24 protein-coding genes are annotated in these 21,595 nt (G+C 60.6%); 8 read left to right on the top strand and 16 right to left on the bottom strand.

Annotated features, from left to right (window positions below; translation table 11 throughout):
• Positions 1-24 precede the first annotated feature (24 nt).
• The 7 genes from EC919_RS08745 to EC919_RS08715 all read right to left on the bottom strand — a co-directional run bounded on the left by EC919_RS08745 (position 25) and on the right by EC919_RS08715 (position 5,274).
• Positions 25-600 carry a hypothetical protein gene (locus EC919_RS08745; protein ID WP_133773069.1) on the bottom strand — a complete coding sequence of 192 codons (576 nt, stop codon included), beginning with the start codon at positions 598-600 and terminating at the stop codon, positions 25-27.
• Positions 601-720: 120 nt separating this feature from the next.
• Positions 721-1,635, bottom strand: a complete 915-nt coding sequence (locus EC919_RS08740; protein WP_133773067.1) for a biotin-dependent carboxyltransferase family protein — start codon at positions 1,633-1,635, stop codon at positions 721-723.
• On the bottom strand, positions 1,632-2,336 hold the full coding sequence (locus EC919_RS08735; RefSeq protein WP_133773065.1) for a 5-oxoprolinase subunit B family protein: 705 nt from the start codon (positions 2,334-2,336) through the stop codon (positions 1,632-1,634). The genes EC919_RS08740 and EC919_RS08735 overlap by 4 nt, the downstream gene beginning before the upstream one ends.
• Entirely contained in the window at positions 2,333-3,097 is a 765-nt protein-coding gene (locus tag EC919_RS08730) for a 5-oxoprolinase subunit PxpA (RefSeq protein ID WP_133773063.1), read from the bottom strand. Before EC919_RS08730 ends, EC919_RS08735 begins: the two co-directional genes overlap by 4 nt.
• Positions 3,098-3,407: 310 nt before the next feature.
• Complete coding sequence (locus EC919_RS08725; RefSeq protein WP_133773061.1) at positions 3,408-3,932, bottom strand: DUF2937 family protein; 525 nt, start codon at positions 3,930-3,932, stop codon at positions 3,408-3,410.
• Between the two features lie 13 nt (positions 3,933-3,945).
• Complete coding sequence (locus tag EC919_RS08720) at positions 3,946-4,719, bottom strand: class II glutamine amidotransferase (protein ID WP_133773060.1); 774 nt, start codon at positions 4,717-4,719, stop codon at positions 3,946-3,948.
• Positions 4,720-4,770: 51 nt separating this feature from the next.
• Positions 4,771-5,274, bottom strand: coding sequence for an MFS transporter (locus EC919_RS08715; RefSeq protein WP_243842226.1), 504 nt, complete (start codon positions 5,272-5,274; stop codon positions 4,771-4,773).
• Between the two features lie 151 nt (positions 5,275-5,425).
• Between EC919_RS08715 and EC919_RS08710 the strand changes: the two genes are divergently transcribed.
• Both EC919_RS08710 and EC919_RS08705 read left to right on the top strand, forming a co-directional pair.
• Positions 5,426-7,483, top strand: coding sequence for a S9 family peptidase (locus EC919_RS08710; protein ID WP_133773058.1), 2,058 nt, complete (start codon positions 5,426-5,428; stop codon positions 7,481-7,483).
• Between the two features lie 118 nt (positions 7,484-7,601).
• Positions 7,602-8,084, top strand: coding sequence for a Crp/Fnr family transcriptional regulator (locus tag EC919_RS08705; RefSeq protein WP_432213801.1), 483 nt, complete (start codon positions 7,602-7,604; stop codon positions 8,082-8,084).
• A 12-nt stretch (positions 8,085-8,096) separates the two neighbouring features.
• Here the strand turns inward: EC919_RS08705 and EC919_RS08700 are convergent, their stop codons facing one another.
• A complete protein-coding gene (locus EC919_RS08700; protein WP_133773056.1) occupies positions 8,097-8,384 on the bottom strand; it encodes a hypothetical protein in 288 nt (95 codons plus the stop codon).
• A gap of 111 nt (positions 8,385-8,495) precedes the next feature.
• On the opposite strand from EC919_RS08700, the gene EC919_RS08695 reads away from it, so the two are divergent.
• From EC919_RS08695 to EC919_RS08680, 4 genes are all read left to right on the top strand, one after another.
• A complete protein-coding gene (locus EC919_RS08695; protein WP_133773054.1) occupies positions 8,496-9,182 on the top strand; it encodes a spermidine synthase in 687 nt (228 codons plus the stop codon).
• Positions 9,183-9,252: 70 nt separating this feature from the next.
• The gene (locus EC919_RS08690) at positions 9,253-9,627 is read left to right on the top strand and encodes a YajD family HNH nuclease (RefSeq protein WP_133773052.1); all 375 of its coding nucleotides are present in this window, start codon (positions 9,253-9,255) and stop codon (positions 9,625-9,627) included.
• A 190-nt stretch (positions 9,628-9,817) separates the two neighbouring features.
• Positions 9,818-10,306 (top strand): RNA methyltransferase, encoded by a 489-nt coding sequence (locus EC919_RS08685; RefSeq protein WP_133773050.1) that lies wholly within the window; start codon positions 9,818-9,820, stop codon positions 10,304-10,306.
• An 85-nt stretch (positions 10,307-10,391) separates the two neighbouring features.
• The gene (locus EC919_RS08680) at positions 10,392-10,763 is read left to right on the top strand and encodes a YgaP family membrane protein (RefSeq protein ID WP_108122086.1); all 372 of its coding nucleotides are present in this window, start codon (positions 10,392-10,394) and stop codon (positions 10,761-10,763) included.
• Between the two features lie 63 nt (positions 10,764-10,826).
• Here the strand turns inward: EC919_RS08680 and EC919_RS08675 are convergent, their stop codons facing one another.
• A complete protein-coding gene (locus EC919_RS08675) occupies positions 10,827-11,276 on the bottom strand; it encodes a YcgN family cysteine cluster protein (protein WP_133773049.1) in 450 nt (149 codons plus the stop codon).
• A 301-nt stretch (positions 11,277-11,577) separates the two neighbouring features.
• Between EC919_RS08675 and EC919_RS08670 the strand changes: the two genes are divergently transcribed.
• Entirely contained in the window at positions 11,578-12,171 is a 594-nt protein-coding gene (locus tag EC919_RS08670; RefSeq protein WP_133773047.1) for a nitroreductase family protein, read from the top strand.
• A gap of 180 nt (positions 12,172-12,351) precedes the next feature.
• Here EC919_RS08670 and EC919_RS08665 read toward each other — a convergent pair whose 3' ends face one another.
• From EC919_RS08665 to EC919_RS08635, 7 genes are all read right to left on the bottom strand, one after another.
• On the bottom strand, positions 12,352-13,284 hold the full coding sequence (locus EC919_RS08665) for a D-2-hydroxyacid dehydrogenase (protein WP_133773045.1): 933 nt from the start codon (positions 13,282-13,284) through the stop codon (positions 12,352-12,354).
• 131 nt (positions 13,285-13,415) lie between these two features.
• On the bottom strand, positions 13,416-13,709 hold the full coding sequence (locus tag EC919_RS08660; RefSeq protein ID WP_074890664.1) for a YcgL domain-containing protein: 294 nt from the start codon (positions 13,707-13,709) through the stop codon (positions 13,416-13,418).
• Complete coding sequence (gene rnd / locus EC919_RS08655) at positions 13,706-14,839, bottom strand: ribonuclease D (protein WP_133773043.1); 1,134 nt, start codon at positions 14,837-14,839, stop codon at positions 13,706-13,708. The genes EC919_RS08660 and rnd overlap by 4 nt, the downstream gene beginning before the upstream one ends.
• 133 nt (positions 14,840-14,972) lie before the next feature.
• A complete protein-coding gene (locus tag EC919_RS08650; RefSeq protein WP_133773041.1) occupies positions 14,973-15,632 on the bottom strand; it encodes a class I SAM-dependent methyltransferase in 660 nt (219 codons plus the stop codon).
• The gene (locus tag EC919_RS08645; RefSeq protein ID WP_133773039.1) at positions 15,625-17,274 is read right to left on the bottom strand and encodes a phosphoethanolamine transferase; all 1,650 of its coding nucleotides are present in this window, start codon (positions 17,272-17,274) and stop codon (positions 15,625-15,627) included. Before EC919_RS08645 ends, EC919_RS08650 begins: the two co-directional genes overlap by 8 nt.
• Positions 17,275-17,472: 198 nt before the next feature.
• The gene (locus tag EC919_RS08640) at positions 17,473-19,098 is read right to left on the bottom strand and encodes a GMC family oxidoreductase (RefSeq protein ID WP_133773462.1); all 1,626 of its coding nucleotides are present in this window, start codon (positions 19,096-19,098) and stop codon (positions 17,473-17,475) included.
• 129 nt (positions 19,099-19,227) lie between these two features.
• A complete protein-coding gene (locus EC919_RS08635; RefSeq protein ID WP_133773037.1) occupies positions 19,228-20,916 on the bottom strand; it encodes an NAD-dependent malic enzyme in 1,689 nt (562 codons plus the stop codon).
• A 393-nt stretch (positions 20,917-21,309) separates the two neighbouring features.
• Here EC919_RS08635 and EC919_RS08630 point away from each other — a divergent pair, with 393 nt between their 5' ends.
• Entirely contained in the window at positions 21,310-21,540 is a 231-nt protein-coding gene (locus EC919_RS08630) for a DUF6555 family protein (RefSeq protein WP_133773035.1), read from the top strand.
• Positions 21,541-21,595 lie beyond the last annotated feature (55 nt).

The raw sequence follows: 21,595 nt of genomic DNA, 5'->3' as shown, positions 1-21,595 counted from the left end.
AGACCAACGCGGTTAGCCGCTTCCTCACTTGGAACTGGCGAAATGCCGTGCGTATCTAGCTGATAATCCTTCTATCGTCTGACCCACGACTCCCGCGAGGACCCACACATACCCTTTTGCGGAATTCTTGAATCCCGAATGATTATTCAACAGATCAAAAAGTTTCTTCTCATCGTTCACACCCAGTGAACCTGAGGCCATTAACGGCTTAATCGTACCTTTCTCATCTACTGAGAATTTCAATTGGTTCAACAACTCTGTTTCAACGCCGACCACTGTAGCTTTCACGTCCTGCCATATATTATCCATTTGATCCGCGAGACTTTCCGCAGCGCTTATCCGTGCATTCAACTTTACCCGCTCGTAGAAGTCGCGCGGACTCAATGTGCGGAAGGTTACAGACCCATCCTCGTAAGACTGGAGATCATGATCCAGCATGGCCTCGTGATAGACATAATCAGGTTCAGGCTCACTTAGGACCATCTCGCACTCCTGTGCCGTAGCCGCATCAACGTTACCTTTTCTGCTAGCCTTCTCGTACGCGATCGCTACTGCTTGTCGGTAGGAATGGTTCTGGTCGACGATTAGATCAAGGTTCATTGTCGCTCCTCATAGCGGGGGTATGAGGTATGTAACGGCCAGCATAAAAAATGACTGACCTGACAATACTGAATGACGATTCCGATGAGCCTGTACGAAACAGACCACACAGGATTAACTTCAAAACCGCCTCGTATATTCCACCTGCTCCCGATGCGCCACGTCCTGTACCACGGCTTTCATCCGCACCACACTCCCCGGCAGTTTCTGCGCCAGGCGTGCCAGTGACATTGGCGTCAGCGCGCCCAGTCTCGGATAGCCACCGATGGTCTGCCGGTCGTTGAGCAGCACGATCGGCTGGCCGTCGGGCGGGACCTGAATCGCGCCGAGCGGGATGCCTTCGGAGATCATCGGTTTGCCCTGGTAAACCAGCTCCGGCCCCAGCAGGCGCATGCCCATGCGGTCGGCGCGGCTGTCGAGGGTCCACTCGCTGTTGAACGCATCGAACAGGCTCAAGCCGCTGAACTGCCCGATCTGCGCGCCCAGCACCACGTCCACCGAACGCTGATCGGAAAAGTCGGGGATGAGGTGATCGGGAAGCGCGTGAAGCTCAAATGACGCACCTGAATAAGACAGCTGATCGCCCTCAGCCAGCGCTTTGCCGCTTCCTGCGAGCCCGCCAAGCCCTTCGCGCGTGACGGTGGCGCAGCTGCCGAGCACATCGAGCGCCGCAAATCCGCCGGGCGCAGCGAGATAGGCCCGAGCACCGGTGATAGGCCGGGTAAAACGTAGCTGCTGGCCTTTGCGCACGAAGAAGCTGCGCCAAGGCGCCATCGGGCGATCGTCGAGCATCGCGCCCAGATCCGCGCCGGCCAGGGCCAGGCAGCAGTCGGACTCGGCCAGCAGCGTCAGGCCCCCCAGGGTCACTTCGACAACAGCGGCGTCCAGCGCGTTATTCAGCAGCTTGTTGGCCCACGACATCGACACCCAATCCAGCGCCCCGCCTTGGGTAACGCCGAGGTGTCTTACGCCAAAACGGCCTGCGTCCTGCAACAGGCACAGCGGCGTGCTGCTTTTTACGGTCAACGCGCTCATGCCAGGCCCTCCAGCGGCGTGTCGTCGCCGCCCAGACCCATGAACTCGGCGTGATCAACGGCGGCAAAACGCACCGTATCGCCGGGCTGCATCAGGCTGTAGCCGTCGATTCCGCGATCAAAGAGTTTGGCCGGCGTGCGCCCGAGTATGTTCCAGCCGCCGGGCGACTCCAGTGGGTAGGCCGCCGTTTGCCGTTCAGCGATGCCGACGCTTCCCGCCGCCACGCGCTTGCGGGGTGTCTTGATGCGCGGCGCGGCGAGGACTTCTTCCACCAGCCCCATGAACGCGAACCCCGGCGCGAAGCCCAGCGCGAAGACTTGATACTCGCGCTGGCTGTGGCGGCGAATCACCTCCTCGACCGACAACCCGCTGCGCTTGGATAGCAGGCTTAACTCGGGCCCGACGCTGAGGTCGTACCAGACCGGCAACACATGCTGCCGACCGCTTTGGGCGGCATCGGGTGCAAGGTCGGTCAGCGCATCGGTAATGATTGCCCGAGCCTGTGTCGGACTCAGCGCCAAGAGATCGTAATGCACCATCAGTGTGGTGTAGGACGGCACCAGATCAATCAACTGCGCGGCGAAACCCTCGCGCAGCCGCAACGTCGCGGCGAGCATCCACGGCATGTTGGCCTCGTCGATGACGTCGAACAGGCGGACCATCAGGCAATCGATGGCGACGACTTCGATGCGCAGGTTCACAGGGCGGACGGTCCGGCATCAGCACTGTTCAACGCCTGACGAATCCGCTGGACGGCGTCGATGGAGCTGGCGTTGTCGCCATGCACGCACAAGGTGTGGGGGTGCAGTCGCAGCTCGCTGCCATCGCTGGCGATCAAGGCTTCGCCTCGGGACAAGGTCATGGCTTGGGCAATGATGACTTCGGCATCGTGATGCACCGCGCCCGGCAGGTTGCGAGAGACCAGACGCCCCACGCTGTCGTAGGCGCGATCGGCAAAGGCCTCGAACCACAGCGTGACGCCGAACTCATCGGCAATGGCCTGCGCTGCCGCGTTGTCGCGCATGGCCAGCAGCATCAGCGGCAGTTGCGGGTTGTAACGGGCGATGGCTTCGATGACGGCGCGCAGCTGCGTCGGGTTGGCCATCATGTCGTTGTACATCGCGCCGTGGGGTTTAACGTAGCTGACGTGGCTGCCCTGGGCGCGGCAAACGCCGTCGAGCGCGCCGATCTGGTAATGCAGCAGGTCTTGGATTTCTTGCGGTGAACAGGCCATCGAGCGGCGGCCGAAACCGACCAGATCCTGATAAGCCGGGTGCGCGCCAATGGTGACGTTGTTGGCCAGGGCCAGCGCGACGGTCTTGCGCATGACGCTCGGATCACCGGCGTGGAAACCGCAGGCGATGTTGGCGCAATCGATGTAGGGCATGACCTCGGCGTCCAGACCCATGGTCCAGGCGCCGTAGCTTTCGCCGATATCACAATTCAATAACAGGCGGCTCAAAGGCGTGACTCCTGTGCGAACGAAACGGGGAGAAGCTCGAGTGTACGCGCGGGGTTGTCAGGTTGGCAGCGCGGGACACGGGGCTATGCGTTGGGGGCATTCTTCGGCGGAAATGGCCGAAGCGTCCAACTAATTAAAGCGCGGGGGGAGGATAAGAAAAAGTGAACGGTGCGGGGGATCTTTGCTGAGTGAGATGACCCCTTCCCGGCTGAAGCCGGACCTACGGAATATTGCGCTCAGTAGGACCGGCTTTAGCCGGGAAGGCGTCGGCAGCGTCACCATCCAGGCAAGCTAAGCCGGGCAATCCGCCTTAGCGCCAGTCGCGACCCACCGGCCGCACGTGGTGCCGACCCACAAACACCCAATCAATGAACACCACAACACTTTCGATGACCAGCGAGAACAGCAGCGCGCACAGCAGGCCCCAGCCGATGACTTCCGGCGACAACAGCACCTGCCAGGTGTAGCCATTCCAGGTTTCGTTGCGGATGTCGGTGTCGGCGGCGGTCAGCACACGCCAGGCGCGGGAGTACCATGGGCCTTGCAGTGCCAGCCATTCGCGGTCAAGGGTCTGATTGCGGGTGAGCAGGTTACTGATGTTATTGGCGTCGGCGCGGAACACCGGGTCATCGCTGCTGGTGTAATGCTGGATCAACGCCTGCACGTCGCCATTGAAGAACCGCTGGGCGGTCTCGTTATAGCCGCGCAGGCTTTGTTGCGCTTCTAGCATGTGCGCTTCGACGCGCTTGGTGTAATCGCTGATGAAGCCTGGAATCTGCACGCCTACTAACAGGCCTGCCGTGAACAACACCAGTCGTATATAGCTGCGCAGCATAGATCCCTCTCTTTCAGGCCGAGCCTTCGGCAACGCATTCACCGCGGCGCCAAAGACTCCAGTGACCCGGCTCGTAGCGATTCCAGGTCTCGTTTTCGGTCAGCGGCTCGGTGGCAATCACCGTCACCACATCGTTGGGCGTGGTTTCCGCCTGGAAATCGACGATGACGTCGACGTCTTTGAGTCGCGCCGGCCCAAACGGGGCGCGGCGGGTGATGTGCACCAGCTTGGTCGAACAGTAGCAAAACAACCAGTCGCCATCACTGAGCAGCGCATTGAACACGCCTTTGCTGCGGTATTCGTCGCAAGCCTCCACCAGGGTCGGCAGCAGTTGCTCGATCTCGACCGGCTCAGGGAACGCTTCACGGACCCGGTTGAGCAGATCGCAGAACGCCGCTTCGCTGTCGGTGTCGCCCACTGGTCGATAGAAGGTCGCGCCGGGATGGAAATCCGCAAGCTGCCCGTTGTGGGCGAAACACCAGTTGCGCCCCCACAATTCACGAATGAAAGGATGGGTGTTGGACAGGCAGACCTTGCCGACGTTGGCCTGACGAATGTGGCCGATGACCACTTCGCTCTTGATGGGGTAACGCTGGACCAGTTGCGCGACTTCTGACTCGCTGCTCGCGGCAGGGTCTTGAAACAGGCGCAGGCCACGGCCTTCATAGAAACCGATGCCCCAACCGTCTCGGTGCGGACCGGTACGACCACCGCGCTGCATCAGCCCGGTAAAGCTGAACACGATGTCCGTCGGTACGTTGGCACTCATGCCCAGAAGTTCACACATGCGCAGGTCTCGGTGCGTTGAAGCACGCGTCTGGGAAGATGCCGGTCACGATCACAGTTTGGGTTCGACGCGAAAGCGGCCGCTCGGTGCAGACGCTGGCGTAGAAACGGGCGACTGGCTGGCGAAGCGCCCCGCCGATGGCTCTGCGTAAGGCTCGTCATGGTCCTTTTGCTCGGCGGCGGCCTGTGCAGCGACGGCTTCGGCGTGGGCCAGACGGGCTTTTTTCTTGCGCAGAAACGGCAAGCGGATCAAGGCGAAGATGAGGTAGAGGCCCAGGGCGATGGCGCCGTAGGTAGCGAGGTCTAGCACGGCCCGCCAGACGTTGTTGCCGACTTTCAGCGCCAGATCCAGCACGCTGATCGCCAGCGCCGGGGCGTATTGGTCCTTGGCCGGATCAACAATGGTCGGGCAGAACAACAGCACGGCGCCGATCACGCGCAAGGGTTCGCGCAGGTAGCGCCACATCCAGCCGGTCAGCTTGAACCACACCAACAGACAGCCTAACGCAGCGAACGCGTAAAGGCCCCAGGCAATCAGATAGTCGTTGTCGGTCATGACGTCCGTGGTAAGGCAGGTAAAGAGGCGCTTATGATAACGACTTTTCACCAGCCCGGCTTCCCCGGCTTCAGTTATCGGTCTGCCGTATGTCCAGCATCGCTCAGCGCGACCGATCCCTTTCAGATGAGCCCACGTGAGAGAGCCCAGCATGCCTTCCGCCCCGCACACTTCCAGCGCCCCCGTCGCCCGCAAGGCTGACGGCGCCGACCCGTACGCCTGGCTGCAGAACCGCGACACCGATGAAGTGCTTGATTACCTCAAGGCCGAGAACGCCTGGCAGGAACAGCAGCTCGCCGATCTGCAGCCGTTGCGCGAAACCCTGTTTCAGGAGATCAAGGGCCGCATCCTCGAAACCGACCTGTCACTGCCCTCCCCCTGGGGACCGTATCTTTATTACACCCGCACCACCGAGGGCGACGAATACGCCCGTCACTACCGCTGCCCGCGTCCGGCCGATGATTCCCAGACCCTCGACGAAAGCGCCGAGGAGCTGTTGCTCGACCCGAACGAACTGGCCGGCGGTGGCTTCTTCTCGCTTGGCGCGTTCAGCATCAGCCCAGACCATCAGCGCCTGGCCTACAGCCTCGACACCAGCGGCGAGGAGGTTTATCAGCTGTACGTCAAAGAGCTGAGCAGCGGCGCGGTCAGTCGACTGCCGTTCGAAGACTGCGACGGCAGCATGACCTGGGCCAACGACAGCCAGACGCTGTTCTTCGGTGAACTGGACGACACCCATCGTCCGCACAAGCTGTACCGCCATAAGCTGGGCGAAGCATCCGCCGAGCTGGTGTTCAGCGAGCCGGACGGGCGCTTCTTCCTGCACTGCTACCGCAGCAGCTCGGAGCGGCAGTTGATCGTGGGGCTGGACAGCAAAACCACCAGCGAGGCCTGGGTGCTGGACGCCGGTACGCCCGAGCAGGCATTCGTGTGCATGGCACCGCGCAGCGAAGGCCACGAGTATTCGGTGGACCACGGGCTGATCGACGGTGAATGGAGCTGGGTGATCCGCAGCAATCAGGACGGGATCAACTTTGCGCTGTACCACGCGCCTGAAAAAGCCGAGGGCATCCCGGAACGGGGCGACTGGCAGAACCTGATTGCCCACAGCGAGACGGTCATGCTCGACGGCTTCAGCCTCAACGCCAAAGGCCTGACCTTGAGCCTGCGCGAAGGCGGCTTGCCGATCGTCGAAGTGCATCCTCAAGGTCTGCCGGCGTATCGCGTGCAACTGCCGGATGCCGCGTACAACCTGTATGTGCAGGACACCCTTGAATTCGAGAGCGACAAGATTCGCCTGCGCTATCAGTCGCTGAACCGTCCGCCGCAGGTGTGGCAATTGTCACTGGCCACCGGGGAAAAAATCGTACTCAAGGAAACGCCCGTGCTGGGTGTGTTCGATGCCGATGCCTACGTCAGCCAGCGGTTGTGGGCGACAGCCGCCGACGGTACGCGAGTGCCGATCAGCCTGGTGGTCAAGCGCGAGCTGGCCGGTCAGACCGTTCCGCTGTATCTGTACGGCTATGGCGCGTACGGCGAAAGCCTGGACCCGTGGTTTTCCCATGCGCGGCTGAGTCTGCTTGATCGCGGCATCGCTTTCGCCATCGCCCATGTGCGCGGCGGCGGTGAGCTGGGCGAAGCCTGGTACCGCAATGGCAAGCAGGAGCACAAGCAGAACACCTTCAGCGACTTCATCGCCTGCGCCGAACACTTGATCGCGGAGAACATCACCACTGCCGAACAATTGGTGATCAGCGGCGGCAGTGCTGGCGGCCTGTTGATTGGCGCGGTGGTCAATCAGCGTCCGGAGCTGTTCAAGGCGGCCATTGCTGAAGTGCCGTTCGTCGATGTGCTGAACACCATGCTGGACCCTGATCTGCCGCTGACCGTCACCGAGTACGACGAATGGGGCAACCCGCAAGAGCCGGATGTTCACGCGCGGATCAAGGCCTATGCGCCTTATGAAAATGTCACGGCCCAGGATTATCCGGCCATGTTGGTGATCGCGGGCTATAACGACAGTCGCGTGCAGTACTGGGAAGCGGCCAAGTGGGTGGCGAAACTGCGTGATCGCAAAACCGATGACAACCTGCTGTTGCTCAAGACCGAGCTGGGTGCAGGCCACGGTGGCATGAGCGGGCGTTATCAGGGATTACGTGACGTAGCACTCGAATACGGATTTATTCTGAAAGTGCTGAAAATGGCCTGACGAAATCTGCGCGGGCGGTGTGTCACATGGCAAGCCCCGGACGCTGTAAAGTTCGGGGCTGCTCTAGCGCCAGCCAGTGCGTCACGCAATCTCCCTGAACACTTAACAAGAACTCGCCATGTCTACATTGCTCAACTCTTCGTCACTGAATAAAGAAATCCGCGACATGCTGATGGACTGCGGTCTGTTCATCGCCCTGACGCCGGCTGAATTTGCCGCGGCTGCCGGATACTTCAGCATCAGCAACATTGACAAAGGTGACGCGATCTTCAACGAGGGAGACGCAGGCACGTTCATGTGCATCATTCATTCGGGGACCGTGTCGGTGCAGAAGCTCAACAGCGACGGCCATCCGGTGGAGACCGCCATCCTGCGCAGCGGCAGAGCGTTTGGTGAAATGGCGGTGCTGGATGGCGAACGCCGCTCGGCCACGTGCGTTGCCGCGTCCTCGTGCGATTTGTTGAACCTGGGCAAGGACTCCCTGGACAAGATGCTCAACGAGGCGCCGAAAGTGGCGGCAAAGATCATCCGCGCGATTGCGGTGGCGATGTCGAAGCGGCTGCGCATGATGGACGGGCAGGTGGTGGCGCAGCAGGATTAAGCAGAACGGCCTTCAGGGACTGGACTTGGCCGACGGCTGCAAGCCCGGCAGTGGCTCATCGTCCTTCGGCGGACCTGGCTGGGGAATCTTCGGCAGCAGCGGCGGGTTGCCCTGCCCGCCTGAATGGGGAGTGGCAGGAGGTGCGACCTGCGGATACGGCGTAGGTGTTGCGGTGCCGGGCGAACCCTCGGAAGCCGCGATAGGCTCGGGTGTATTCAGAGCAGGTTGCAGGCTCTCGGCAGACGCTTGCGACACGCCGAGCACAGTGATGACAATCGTCAGTAGAATGGAGCACTTCATCGTTGGCCTCCCCTGCCAATCTTTCGCTTACCGCTCAGGCTACTCCTGCGCAACGCATCGCGCTCTGACAAATTGCGCTGCATGCGGCCCGGCCCTTTTGACGAGTTATCCATGAAACGTTTTGTTCTGCTCGACACCACTCCGATCCCCGATAACGGCGGCGCCTTGTGCCTGTTCGAGTACGGCGAAGATTTTGTCATCAAGATTCAGGGCGGTGACGGCGGCCAGTTGATGAACACGCGCATGCACGGCTCCGAAGACGCCCTGGCCGAAATTCCCTGTAAGAAGGTTGCGTCCCGCGTTAACCCGCGGGTGCTGATCGGCGGGCTGGGCATGGGCTTCACCCTGGCGTCGGCACTCAAACACCTCGGCAAGAACGGCGAAGTGGTTGTCGCCGAGCTGGTGCCCGGCGTCGTCGAGTGGAACCGCGGCGCGCTGGGTGAGAAATCGGGCAATCCGCTGCAGGACCCGCGCGCCAAAGTGGTGGTGCAAGACGTCGCTCAAGTACTCAAGGCCGAACCCCAGGGCTTTGACGCGATCATGCTCGACGTCGACAACGGCCCGGAAGGCCTGACGCAAAAGTCCAACAGCTGGTTGTACTCGGCCGGTGGTCTTGCGGCCTGCGCCAGCGCGCTGCGCCCAAAAGGTGTGTTGGCCGTGTGGTCCGCCAGCGCCGACGCGGCCTTCAGCGACAAGCTGCGCAAGGCCGGTTTCAAAGCTGAAGAGGTCAAGGTCTACGCCCACGGCAACAAAGGCACACGGCACACCATCTGGATCGCTGAAAAACTCAAGGGCTGATCGACGGGCAAAGCGCTAGACTTGCCTGCATTGCTCTCCATCGCCAACAGAACACGAAACAGGTGACGCCATGAGTTCGGCCAACACGCCAACCAATACCTCCAAACTGGACCGCATCCTCGCCGACAACCAGCGTGACCGCGAAATGGGTTACCGCGACAAAGCCCTGCGCATGTACCCGCACGTCTGCGGCCGCTGCGCCCGGGAATTTGCCGGCAAACGCCTCAGCGAGTTGACCGTGCACCACCGCGACCACAACCACGACAACAATCCCCAGGACGGCTCCAACTGGGAACTGCTGTGCCTGTACTGCCACGACAACGAACACTCGCGTTACACCGATCAGCAATATTTCTCGGAAAGCTCGACCAGCAGCCCGAAAACCGCCAAGGCCACTCACAACCCGTTCGCTGCACTGGCGGGGTTGATGAAGAAGGACGAGTAGAGCCGTCCCTTGCGCGTTTCGCGTGCCGACTCGCGAATGCACAGCGGATGGTAGTAGCCGGCTTGCTGGCGAGCCGGTTGATTCAGCGAGCAAAGTATCGACTGACACCCCGCGTTCGCCAGCAAGCCGGCTCCTACAAATTTCGGTGTGCCGTATACTCCCGCGCTTTCTTTGATGAGCACCCTCCCCCGTGGCCAACAAACGCTATGCCTGCATCGGCTTGTTCAATCCCAAATCCCCGGAAAACGTCGGTTCGGTGATGCGCGCAGCAGGCTGCTATAGCGTGGCGTCGGTGTTTTACACCGGCAAGCGCTATGAGCGTGCCCGTGATTTCGTCACTGACACCAAGAAGATCCACCAGGACATTCCGCTGATCGGCATTGATGACCTGCGCAAGATCATCCCGCTGGGCTGCGTGCCGGTGGCCGTGGAACTGGTCGAGGGCGCACGGGCGCTGCCGGAGTACACCCACCCTGATCGGGCGATCTATATCTTCGGGCCAGAAGACGGCTCGCTCGATAAAGAGATCCGCGACTGGTGCGAAGACGTGGTGTACATCCCCACGACGGGCTGCATGAACCTTGCCGCGACGGTCAACGTCGTGCTTTACGACCGCATGGCCAAAGGCATCAACACCCGCTCTGGCCCGCAGTTCGGACGGGAAACCGATCGCACCTGACGTCCGCGCGCTGATAAAACGCATTGAACAGTTTGCGTTGGTGACAGTCAGTTTTAAGGACCCCACCCTTCACGGAGAACGCATCATGAGCGACACCCCGATCATTGAACGCATCGAACGACCTTTGCACGACTACCCGGAGCAGAACGTACAGGGCTGGGAGCGTATCGGCTCGCTGGCAGGTGGTGTCCTGATGATGGGCAAGGGCCTGCGCCGCGGCGGGATCTTTGGTCTGGTGCAGCTGGCAATCGGCGGCGCCGTTCTGGCCCGTGGCATCACTGGCCACTGCTCGGCCAAGGCGCTGATTGATAAAAGCCGCAGCGAAATGGACGTAGCCCGTTCGCGCATCGAAGAAGCCGGCGCAGAGCTGAGCAAGCTGAAGACCAAGGCTGAAGTCGCTGTAGAAGACGCTGTCGACACCGGCGTCGACGCGTTGAAAGGTCCGAAAGGCGTCTGATCGACGCAGCATCGCAAGCAAGCTCGTGACGGCTGAACCCAAAGCCTCGCGAGCTTTTTTGCTTTAGCCCGCACGAAAAATCAGGTGATCCTCCCAGTCGTCCTCAGGCACGCTGCCTTCGCTGAGCATGCGTCCGGACTGAGAAATACGCTGCTTGTGCACCTGTTCCCGATCCCCACAAACCAGATGGTGCCAGAGCGGCAGGTCCTTGCCTTCGCTGACCAGCCGATAGCCGCAGGTGGGCGGCAGCCACTTGAATTCGTCAGCCTGTCCGGGTGTCAGCTGAATGCAGTCCGGGACCTGGGCCCGGCGATTCGGGTAATCGGTGCAGGCGCAGGTGTTCAGGTCCAGCAGCTTGCAGGCGATGCGCGTGTAATAAACGCTGCCGTCGTCCTCGTCCTCAAGCTTTTGCAGGCAGCACAAACCGCAGCCGTCACACAGCGACTCCCACTCGACTGCATCAAGCTGCTCAAGGGTTTTGCGTATCCAGAAGGGTTCTACGATGGCGGCCATGGTTCTCGCGAAGCTGTGGGGCAATGAAAGGCCGCCAGTCTAGAGGTACACGTCATCTGGGCCAAGCACGGGCGACTGTCGGTACGACGGGTGCATCAGGCCGGACCTGCTTTGATGGGGTAACGCAGCAGGCTTGTCAGCAGCGAAGCGGCGCAGTAGCTTTAGGCCCTCGCGGGCAGCGCAACCAATGCCCGCGCCCCACCCAAGCCCTTTGCGACGATGCCTGCCGTCAACGGCCCATCTGAATGATCACGCCGCCCGCTGCAGGCGGACGGTTTACCTCTCTTTCAGGATCGAATCCATGAGCGCCAATCCCCGTGTTGCCGAGTACGCCATCGACCCGCAATTCATCGAGCGCTGGTCGCCCCGCGCCTTCAGCGGCGAGAGTATCCCGCGGGAAACCCTGCTGAGCTTTTTTGAAGCGGCCCGCTGGGCGCCTTCTGCGTACAACTCACAGCCCTGGCGTTTTCTCTACGCGCGCCGTGACACACCCAACTGGGAGCGCTTTCTCGGCCTGCTGAATGAATTCAATCGCGGCTGGGCGCAGCATGCCTCGGCGCTGGTGATCATTATTTCCAAAACCACCTTCACCGCCCCCGGCGCCACCGAAGAAACGCCGGCGCTGTGGCACACCTTCGACACGGGCTCGGCGTGGGGATATCTGGCGCTGCAGGCGAGCATCAGCGGCTGGCACACCCACGGCATGGCCGGGTTCGATCAGGAACTGACGCGCAACACACTGAAGATTCCGGAGGATTACGCGGTGCATGCGGCGGTGGCGATCGGCAAGCTGGGGGATAAATCGACCTTGGCTGAATACCTTCAGGCTCGGGAAACGCCGAGCCCGCGTCGGCCACTGGCTGAATTGGCGGCCGAGGGGGATTTCAGTTTGTAAGAACGGGATGCTGGGTTTTAGTGGGACCGGCGAGGCCCCTAATTGTAGGACCGGCTTTAGCCGGGAAGGCGTCAGAAGCCACGCCACAAAATAGATGGCGTACACACCGGCCTCTTCCCGGCTGAAGCCGGTCCCACTAAGTACGCATCATGTCAGTAGGACTGGCTTTAGCCGGGAAACTCAATACCCCTTGGCGAAGTCCACTTCTCCGCGCAACGCCTCTCCGGCCGAATAGGCCTTGAGGTTGTCCACGAATAGCTGGGTCATCGCCGGCGGCGACGTCGGCGCCGAGCTGTGACCGGTGAGCAACAGGCCCCACGCCGTCCAGAACGGGTGACGCTGGGGCAATGGCTCCTGCCGGCAGACGTCAATGACCGCACCCGCCAGATGCCCTTCTTTCAGCGCCTCGACCAAGTCCGCATCCACCACCGCCGTGCCCCGGCCGACGTTGATGAACAACGCCGAGGGCTTGAAGCAGGCAAACAGTTTGGCGTTGTACAGGTCGTGGGTCTGAGGCGTGTTGGGCAGCAGGTTGATGACGAAATCGACCTCGGCCACCAGACGCGGCAAGTCCTCCAGCGCAGCCACTTCAACGAACGGCGCTTCGGTCCGCGCGCTTGACGCAATGCCATACAGCTCGACGCCAAACGGCACGAGGAACTGCGCCACGTGCCGGCCGATGTCGCCCGTGCCGACGATCAACGCCTTGCGCCCGGACAGACTACGGCCCACGCGATTATCCCACTTGCGCTCGACCTGACTGACCAACCGCGCCAGCACTTCACGCTCGTGTACCAGCATGTAGGTCAGCACGAACTCGGCCATCACCTGACCAAAAATCCCGACCGCGCGGGTCAGTTGATAATCGCGGTACAGCCCGTCAGCCAGTAACGGCGTGATGCCGGCCCAGGTCGATTGCATCCATTTCGGTTTGTGGCCCTGTCGCAGCAGGTTCGCCAGCAGGTCGGGTTGACCGAGCCAGATCGGCGCCTCGGCGGCCATTTTCGACAGTTCGGCGGAGTTACCGCTGCTCAGCACTTCGATCTCGGGAGCAGTCTGGCGGAGCAGTTCGGTGTAAACGGGGTAATCGTGTTCGGCGATCAGAACGCGCATGGATTCAAAACTCGAATAAACGGGGCATGCGACCGCGCAGCGTGCCGGACCGCGCTCGGTTGAGCCGGTCAGGTCTGACGCATGCAACGGTCCGGTGTACCCCTGCGGTGGATTGCAGGGTCAGAAATCGATCACATCGGATCGTTGCGGCGCAGCAGTTCTTCGGGCAAGTGCTCGATGTAATCGTCTTCGGCCGGTGGCATCTGCAGGTGGTAACCCTGCTTTTCCAGATTGGCGAGCACCGCGTGAATGTCTTCACGGGCCAGGGCGCGCTCCGGCGACAGGACCAGGTTGAAGGCGTGCTGCGGCTTGCCGAACGCGGTCAGCAATTCCTCGGGCACACGCTCCAGGGCGTCGCTCTTGAGGACATACAGGTACATTTCGTTCCTGCGCGGGCTGCGGTAGATGGAGCAAATACGTTTCAAGGCTGTTCTCCGGCGTTGGCCAGGCTGTCGAGCAGCATCTGGCCCATCAATTCGCGGCGCCAGCCACGCAACGAATCGGGCAGTTTATAGGGACCGTCTGGGTAACCGGTCTTGAGCAGGGCTTCGAGGGTCTTTTTGCGCAGCATCAATTCCGGCGCCATGTCGAGGCGCTCGGCTTGCTGCTGGCCAATGACGCGCAGGCTCTTGAGTACGTTAGAGGCCTCGATCGGCAGCGGCTCCGGCAAGGCAGGCGGCCACAGATCCGGTGACACGCTGCCGGCTTTCTTGATCAGGTCGAGCAGAAACTCGCCGTCCTGACGCACAGTCTTGGGGTGCATATCATCGATTTTCGCCAGCGCAGCGAGGTTATCGGGCTGGGACTTTGCCAGCGGCCAGAGCGAATGTTCGCGCAGGATGCGGTTGCGTGGCTGATTACGCAGGCGCGCCTGTTGCTCGCGCCAGGCGCAGAGTTCACGCAGCACGGCGAGTTGCGCGCGGGACAGCTTCCACGCCAGCTTGGCGTCGCGGTAGGCGTCATAGGGATCAGTTTCACGGCGCAGATTGGCGACCAGTTCGGCACCGTCCTCCAGCACCCACGCGTACTTTTCATCGGACAGACGCGGACGCAGCAGGTTGTACACCTCGGCCAGGTGCACGGCGTCTTCGGCGGCGTAGCTGATCTGGGTTTCCGACAGTGGACGCTGCAGCCAGTCCGAACGCGTCTCGCCTTTCGGCAGATCGATGTTCAGCACTTCCTGGACCAGACGCGAATAACCCATGGAGAACCCGAGGTTCAGGTAGGCCGCAGCCAGTTGCGTGTCGAACAGCGGCGCCGGCAGGCTGCCGGTCAGGCGCAGCAGGACCTCAAGGTCCTCGCTGCAGGCGTGAACGACTTTGATGACGTCAGGGTTTTCCAGCAGCGCGGCCAGAGGTTTCCAGTCGCTTATCAGCAACGGGTCGATCAGGTAAGCGCGTGAACCATCGCCGATCTGCAACAGCGCGGCGATAGGATAGAAGGTATCGACCCGCATGAACTCGGTGTCGAGCGCGACGTAGGGCAGCGTCTGCCACTGTGCGCAGTGTTCGGCGAGGCTATGGTCGTCGCGAATCCAGTGAATATCGATGGCCACACGGCTCTCCCTCGAAGAATGGCGCGCAGTATATATCGCTACAAGCGGTTACCGGGCATCCGTCCTGCAAGTCTCGAACAACTTCATCTTTGAAGCGCGCAAATAGCCGCCGCGGCGACGACCGCCCATCCGATCACTGGTCGGCCTTGCGCAGCACGTAGACCCGCCACATGGCGTAGCCGGGAAGAAAGTCGTGGTGATCGACGATCCTGAAACCCGCCCGCGCGAACTCGGATTCAATGTCGCTGCGGCACACCACGAATCGATTGCGGGGCGCGGACATTTCAACGTCCAGTCGGCCTTGCTGACGTTTACGACGCCACGATTTCACATTGCCATCTACCCACAGCCCGACGATGGCCGTGTCGCGGGTCACTCGGTGAAACTCGTCGAGAATTGCGCCGCGTTTGTCGCTGTCGTCCAGGTGATGAAACAACCGCATGCAGAAGATGCAGTCCACGGCGTTGGCGGACAGGCCGATGGAAAACGCCGAGCTCTGGAACGTGCGGATGCGCTTGCGCACTTCGTTGGATGACTGCGCCTCGGCGAGCGCCAGCCTGTCAGTAGACGGATCGGCCGCGAGGATCACCCGATTGGCGTGTTCGGCCAGCACCGGCCAGAAACGCCCGGAGCCCGACGGCAAGTCCAGCACCAGGCCGGGTTCGCCCGCATCGCGCAACGCTCTGCGCGCCAGCTGTGCATCGCGCCAGAGACTCAGACGTCGGCTAAGGGTGTGTTCCTGCTGGCCCACGTACTCTTCCACTGGGCTCTTTTGGCTGAGGGGCTCACTCATTGGCCAGTACCCCGTCCGTATAAATCCCCCGACAGCCCGCGAACATGTCCAGCGCCGGGTTATAGACGCTTGTCCGCACTTGCAGCAGCCCCAGCATCGAATGGAACAAATTGTCCTGACTGAGAGGGGCGTTTCGCTCTTTTTGCAGGCAATGAGTATCCACTGCGAACGACTGCTGATAGCTCTCGGAGAACCAGGCAAGCATCGGAACATGTTTCTGCTGATCGGGCGCCAGCATATAAGGCGTGCCGTGAAGGAACAGGTTGTATTCACCCAGTGACTCGCCGTGGTCGGACAGATACACCATGGCCGTGTCCACTTTGCCCTGATTGCTGCGCAGGATATCAATCAGCGACGCCAGTACATGGTCGGTGTACAGCAACGTATTGTCGTAACCGTTGACGATACTTTCCCGTGAGCAATTATTCAGCGCATTGCTTTCGCACACCGGGGTGAACTTCTCGAACTCTTTTGGATAACGCTTGAAGTACTCAGGACCATGACTGCCCATCTGGTGAAGTACCAGCACGGTGTCTTTGTCCAGTGTGTCGATGAAGTGCTGCAGGCCCTGAAGCAGGATTTCATCGCGGCACTCGTTGTTGGCACACAATGCCGGATCCTTGAGGTTGCTGACGTCCTGCATCGTCACCCGATCGCAGGTGCCTTTACAGCCGGATTGATTGTCGCGCCAGATCACATCCAGCCCGGCGCGCTTCAGCACATCGAGCACACCTTCTTCATTGCGCGCGGTCGTGGCGTTGTAATCCTTGCGGCCCATGTTGGAAAACATGCACGGCACCGACACCGCGGTCTCTGTGCCGCACGAATGCACATCCGTAAAGGTAAGCAGCCCACGCTCCTTGCTCAGCTGAGGAGTGGTATCGCGGTTGTAGCCCAGGATGCCGAAATTCTCCGCCCGCGCACTTTCACCCACAACCAGCACGGTCAGCGACTTGCGCTTGTGCTGCTGCCAGTCGCTGGCAAGTTTGGCGTCTTGACCAATACTCACGAACGGTCGCTGCGCCGACTTGACCTGCTCGCTCAAGTAACCCACGGACGCCGCCAGGTAGTTGCTCGGCACCACCATCAGGCGCAACTCGTGATGATTGCGAAACAGCGAAGACAGCCCCTGGTAGTTCAACAGCGCCACACCGCCGATGGCGACCGCGCACACCACGGACACCAACGCCTTGCTGAGCAACTCGCGAGGCCAGCGCCGATAGGCAATCGGTGTTTTGAAAAGAATCAACGAAGGAACAACGCCCAGAAAAAACAAATAACCGAGTAACTTCAACGAGAGCAGATCGCGCACTTCGGTGACATTGGTTTCAGCGAAGTTTCGGAACATGCCCGAATCAATCATCACGCCATACTGGCTCATGAAATAAGCCACACCGGCACTGATAAAAAAGAGACAGATCAGCACCGGCTTTAATACGCGCTTGAACGCTAACAGCGTGAAGAAGATATTAAAGACACAGAACACCATGAGCGCAAAAGCACCGCGCAACAGCAGGCCCTTACCGTCAGAATCGGTAATTGCGAATAAATGCTGCCAGAGGGTCAGGTTAAACCCGATCAACAGAAAGGCACTGGCAAGCAATGTCACAAGCTCGGGACGAACTGCTTTTACGTTGAGCATAAAAGTCTGCTTGGCTGGAAATGAGAATATAAACGCGGAAGGAGCCCCGCCGATGCTGCGAACTTTAGGCATCGGGCCATCAATTTTTTGTGAAAAGGATGAGAACGATTGGTGGGGTGGGATTGTTGCTTTTCAAAAAAGGATCCTGTAGCACACGCCGCAGGAACCCATTCAGGGCCTTGAGTAGCCGAACAAGCTTTATGCCGAGCGGGTCTGCGCCGCTGCATCCTCAATAATCATCTGCGCCGCCTTCTCGGCGATCATCACGGTCGGCGAGCAGGTGTTGCCGGAGGTGATGTTCGGCATGATCGACGCATCCACTACGCGCAGGCCGGTGATGCCGTGCACGCGCAGACGTTCGTCGACCACAGCGTCGCGGCCCTGCCCCATCTTGCAGGTGCCGACCGGGTGAAAGATCGTCGTGCCGACGGCGCTGGCCGCCTCGCGCAGTTCTTCCTCGGTTTGCAGGCTTGCGCCGGGCAGGTATTCAACCGGTTCGAAGCGAGCGAGCGCGGGCGCGGCGGCGATGCGACGGGTCAGGCGAATCGCGTCCGCAGCCACCTTGAGGTCGATCTCGTGACTCAGATAATTCGGCCTGATGATCGGCGCGGCGTCGGCCAGCGCTGAGCGGATCTCCACCGTGCCACGGCTCTGCGGGCGCAAATCGCACACTGAGGCGGTGAATGCGGGGAACCCGTGAAGCGGCTCGCCGAAGCGCTCAAGGGATAAGGGCTGCACGTGGTACTCGAGATTGGCGCTTGCCTGCTCCGGCCCCGAGCGCGCAAACGCGCCCAACTGACTCGGCGCCATCGCCAACGGACCGCTGCGATTGAAGGCATAGCGCAGGCCCATGTTCATCTTGCCCCACAGGCTGCCGGCCATCTGGTTCAGTGTCTGGCCGTTGCTGACCTTGTAGATCAGGCGCAACTGCAGGTGATCCTGTAAATTCGCGCCGACGCCGGGCAGCTCATGCAGAACGCCAATGCCAAGCTTTTCCAGCAATGGACGCGGCCCGATGCCAGAGCGTTGCAGGACCATGGGCGACCCGATGGCGCCGCAGCAGAGGATGATTTCCCGCCGGGCGCGAAGCGTCTGCTCCCGCCCGTTGACGCGCGCAATCACCCCGCTGGCGCGGCTGTTTTCGAACACCACGCGCGACACTTCCGCGCCTGTGATCACCGTCAGGTTCGGACGTTTCAACGCCGGCCGAAGAAATGCCTTGGACGCGTTCCAGCGCACACCGCGCCGCTGATTGACCTGAAAATAGCTGCACCCTTCATTGTCGCCGCCGTTGAAGTCGGGGATCGACGGAATGCCGGTTTGCGCCGCCGCCTCACGGAACGCATCCAGCAATGTCCATGAAAGACGCTGCTGCTCGACGCGCCATTCACCTTTCGCACTATGAAGTTCGGAGTCGCCGGCATGGTGGTTTTCCGAGCGTTTGAAGATCGGCAGAACGTCCTTCCAGCCCCAGCCCGCGTTGCCCTGCTCCGCCCACCCGTCATAATCCCGGGCCTGACCACGCATGTAGATCATGCCGTTGATAGACGAGCACCCGCCCAATACTTTGCCGCGAGGGTAGTTGAGCGCGCGTCCGCCGAGGCCGGGCTCCGCTTCGGTCTTGAAGCACCAGTCGGTGCGCGGATTGCCGATGCAGTAGAGGTAGCCCACCGGCACATGAATCCAGGCGTAGTTGTCCTGGCCGCCGGCTTCCAGTAGCAGGACCCGATGAGCAGGGTTTTGCGACAGCCGATTGGCCAGCAGGCAGCCTGCCGGCCCTGCGCCGACGATGATGTAGTCATGGAGACTGACGTCCGTTTGCATGCGTCCCTCGCTGATATTTTTGTTTTTATGCAAGGCCCATCCTGAAGTTATTCGCCACAAAATAAAAGACCGCCGCATGTTTCCATGGGGCGGTCCGTTTGAAGCGTTTGCCGTCAGTGACGGAGGTGACTACACCGCGCTGCGACGGTAGCTGCGGTAGTTCGGCATCCAGAAGTTACGCTCGATGGCTTCGACCAGCATTTCTTCGGTGGTCTCCAGGGCCATGCCTTCAGCCTGAGCCTGCCTGGCCACTGCCAGCGCAATCTTCTTGCTCACCTGTTGGATCTCTTTCAGCGGCGGCAGGACAGCGTCACCCTTGCCGGTCACCATCGGCGAGCATTCCGCCAACGCATTGGAAGCCGCCATCAGCATTTTGTCGGTAATGCGCGTGGCTTTCGACGCCACAACACCCAGGCCGATGCCCGGGAAGATGTAGGAGTTGTTGCACTGGGCGATGTGGAACGTGCGATCGCCTACGGTGACCGGGGCAAACGGACTGCCGGTCGCGACCAGCGCGTCGCCGTTGGTCCAGGTCAGTACTTCCTGCGGCGTGACTTCGACCTTCGAAGTCGGGTTGGACAGCGGCATGACCAGCGGCTTGGCACAGTGTTTGTGCATCTCGCGGATGACTTGCTCGGTAAACAGACCGCGCTGGCCGGACACGCCGATCAGTACAGTCGGCTTGCCATTGGCGACCACGTCCAGCAACTCGGGCGAAGCCTCGCCGCTCGACCAGCCCGCTACATCGGCGGACTTTTGCGCAAGGTTCTTCTGGAAGTCCAGCAGGTTGTCCATGCTGTCGGTCAGCAGCCCGAAGCGGTCGACCATCATCACGCGTTTGCGCGCTTCGGCTTCGCTGAGGCCTTCGATGACCATGGCCGCAATGATGTGCTCGGCAATCCCGCAGCCCGCCGAACCCGCGCCCAGGAACACCACGCGCTGCTGACCCAGGGTTTCGTGCTTGGCCTTGCATGCCGCCAGCAACGTGCCCACGGCAACCGACGCGGTGCCCTGAATGTCATCGTTGAAGCAGCACAACTCATCGCGATACTTCTCCAGCAACGGCATGGCGTTGGTCTGGGCGAAATCCTCGAACTGCAACAGCACGTCCGGCCAGCGGCTCTGCACCGCTTCGATGAACAGCGCGATGAAGTCGTCGTATTCCTTGCCGGTGACGCGCTCGTGGCGCCAGCCCATGTACATCGGGTCGTCCAGCAGCTCTTTGTTGTTGGTGCCCACGTCGAGCACGATCGGCAAGGTGTATGCCGGGCTGATGCCGCCACAGGCGGTGTACAGCGACAGCTTGCCGATCGGAATGCCCATGCCGCCAATGCCTTGGTCGCCCAGGCCGAGGATGCGCTCGCTGTCGGTCACCACGATGATTTTGATGCGATCTTTCGTCGCGCTGCGCAGGATATCGTCGATGCGGTCGCGTTCAGGGTAGGAGATGAACAGCCCGCGGTGGGTGCGGTAGATCTTCGAAAATTCCTGACATGCCTGACCCACGGTCGGGGTGTAGATGATCGGCAGCATCTCGTCGAGGTGCGAATCCAGCAGGCGGAAGAACAGGGTTTCGTTGTTGTCCTGGATCGAACGCAGATAGATGTGTTTATCCAGGTCGCTCGCGCATTGCTGGTACTGGTTGTAGACGCGGGTGACCTGCTCTTCGATGGTTTCGACATTCTGGGGCAGCAGGCCGACCAGGTTGAAATCGATGCGCTCTTGCGGTGTGAACGCACTGCCCTTGTTGAGCAGCGGCATCTCCAGCAAAGAAGGGCCGGCATAGGAAATATATAAAGGTCGCGAGTTCTTGGTCATTTGCAGTGATCGCCTTTTCTCTGTTTGCTCTATCAATACGTCGTCGAAACGATGCCCCGGAGCTCGATGTACACGACGCTCAACGCAGGATCCGTCTGAAAAAATAGGGGGGAAAAACAGGCTGCCTATCTTACTCGCCTAAAAACGATTGCGACATTTTGTCGCCGGTCGATTGCGAAATGATGGCTTGAAGCCGTCGTATCGGTCAGGAAATAGCCTATTAACGCGAACAAAAAAAACGATGCGGTCACTGCTAAAACGAATCTGCGACAAGCCGGTCATTTCTTTGGAGGTATTGGAGTCCCGGTCACTCAGCCGCCACGCTGAAATCGTTTATACACGGAACTGGCGATGAGCCACTGCAGTCACATTGATATCAAATCGGAGATATCAATGTCAGGCCAGCGCATCTTTCGCATCCATTACCGCTTTCTGGGCGAGCACCGAGTATTCCTCCAACCCGACTCCGTGCTGGACGAAGCAGACGCCTGGTATTACGCCTGCCTCCACGCTGGCATCGGCGTACTGCACAACCTGTCAAAGACCCGGGAAGAGCTGACCGCGCTGATCGCCCATGGTCGGCGGTATGGATTGACGGCGGTACGCTGGGCGGAATGGGCTTGATCGTATGCCCGCAAGGCCGATCCGGCCTCCGCCGTTTTGTGCAGAAGGCAGTTGG

Origin of the sequence: Pseudomonas graminis, from assembly GCF_004364335.1 — a bacterium.
Classification (GTDB): Bacteria; Pseudomonadota; Gammaproteobacteria; order Pseudomonadales; family Pseudomonadaceae; genus Aquipseudomonas; species Aquipseudomonas graminis_D.
This window is presented reverse-complemented; position numbering and strand designations above follow the sequence as displayed.

Bases quoted from the DNA above. Each gene is read 5' to 3' on its own strand.
- EC919_RS08745 (WP_133773069.1), bottom strand. From the start codon at position 600: ATGAACCTTGATCTAATCGTCGACCAGAACCATTCCTACCGACAAGCA.
- EC919_RS08740 (WP_133773067.1), bottom strand. From the start codon at position 1,635: ATGAGCGCGTTGACCGTAAAAAGCAGCACGCCGCTGTGCCTGTTGCAG.
- EC919_RS08725 (WP_133773061.1), bottom strand. From the start codon at position 3,932: ATGCTGCGCAGCTATATACGACTGGTGTTGTTCACGGCAGGCCTGTTA.
- EC919_RS08720 (WP_133773060.1), bottom strand. From the start codon at position 4,719: ATGTGTGAACTTCTGGGCATGAGTGCCAACGTACCGACGGACATCGTG.
- EC919_RS08715 (WP_243842226.1), bottom strand. From the start codon at position 5,274: ATGACCGACAACGACTATCTGATTGCCTGGGGCCTTTACGCGTTCGCT.
- EC919_RS08710 (WP_133773058.1), top strand. From the start codon at position 5,426: ATGCCTTCCGCCCCGCACACTTCCAGCGCCCCCGTCGCCCGCAAGGCT.
- EC919_RS08705 (WP_432213801.1), top strand. From the start codon at position 7,602: ATGTCTACATTGCTCAACTCTTCGTCACTGAATAAAGAAATCCGCGAC.
- EC919_RS08700 (WP_133773056.1), bottom strand. From the start codon at position 8,384: ATGAAGTGCTCCATTCTACTGACGATTGTCATCACTGTGCTCGGCGTG.
- EC919_RS08695 (WP_133773054.1), top strand. From the start codon at position 8,496: ATGAAACGTTTTGTTCTGCTCGACACCACTCCGATCCCCGATAACGGC.
- EC919_RS08690 (WP_133773052.1), top strand. From the start codon at position 9,253: ATGAGTTCGGCCAACACGCCAACCAATACCTCCAAACTGGACCGCATC.
- EC919_RS08680 (WP_108122086.1), top strand. From the start codon at position 10,392: ATGAGCGACACCCCGATCATTGAACGCATCGAACGACCTTTGCACGAC.
- EC919_RS08675 (WP_133773049.1), bottom strand. From the start codon at position 11,276: ATGGCCGCCATCGTAGAACCCTTCTGGATACGCAAAACCCTTGAGCAG.
- EC919_RS08670 (WP_133773047.1), top strand. From the start codon at position 11,578: ATGAGCGCCAATCCCCGTGTTGCCGAGTACGCCATCGACCCGCAATTC.
- EC919_RS08665 (WP_133773045.1), bottom strand. From the start codon at position 13,284: ATGCGCGTTCTGATCGCCGAACACGATTACCCCGTTTACACCGAACTG.
- EC919_RS08650 (WP_133773041.1), bottom strand. From the start codon at position 15,632: ATGAGTGAGCCCCTCAGCCAAAAGAGCCCAGTGGAAGAGTACGTGGGC.
- EC919_RS08645 (WP_133773039.1), bottom strand. From the start codon at position 17,274: ATGCTCAACGTAAAAGCAGTTCGTCCCGAGCTTGTGACATTGCTTGCC.
- EC919_RS08640 (WP_133773462.1), bottom strand. From the start codon at position 19,098: ATGCAAACGGACGTCAGTCTCCATGACTACATCATCGTCGGCGCAGGG.
- EC919_RS08635 (WP_133773037.1), bottom strand. From the start codon at position 20,916: ATGACCAAGAACTCGCGACCTTTATATATTTCCTATGCCGGCCCTTCT.
- EC919_RS08630 (WP_133773035.1), top strand. From the start codon at position 21,310: ATGTCAGGCCAGCGCATCTTTCGCATCCATTACCGCTTTCTGGGCGAG.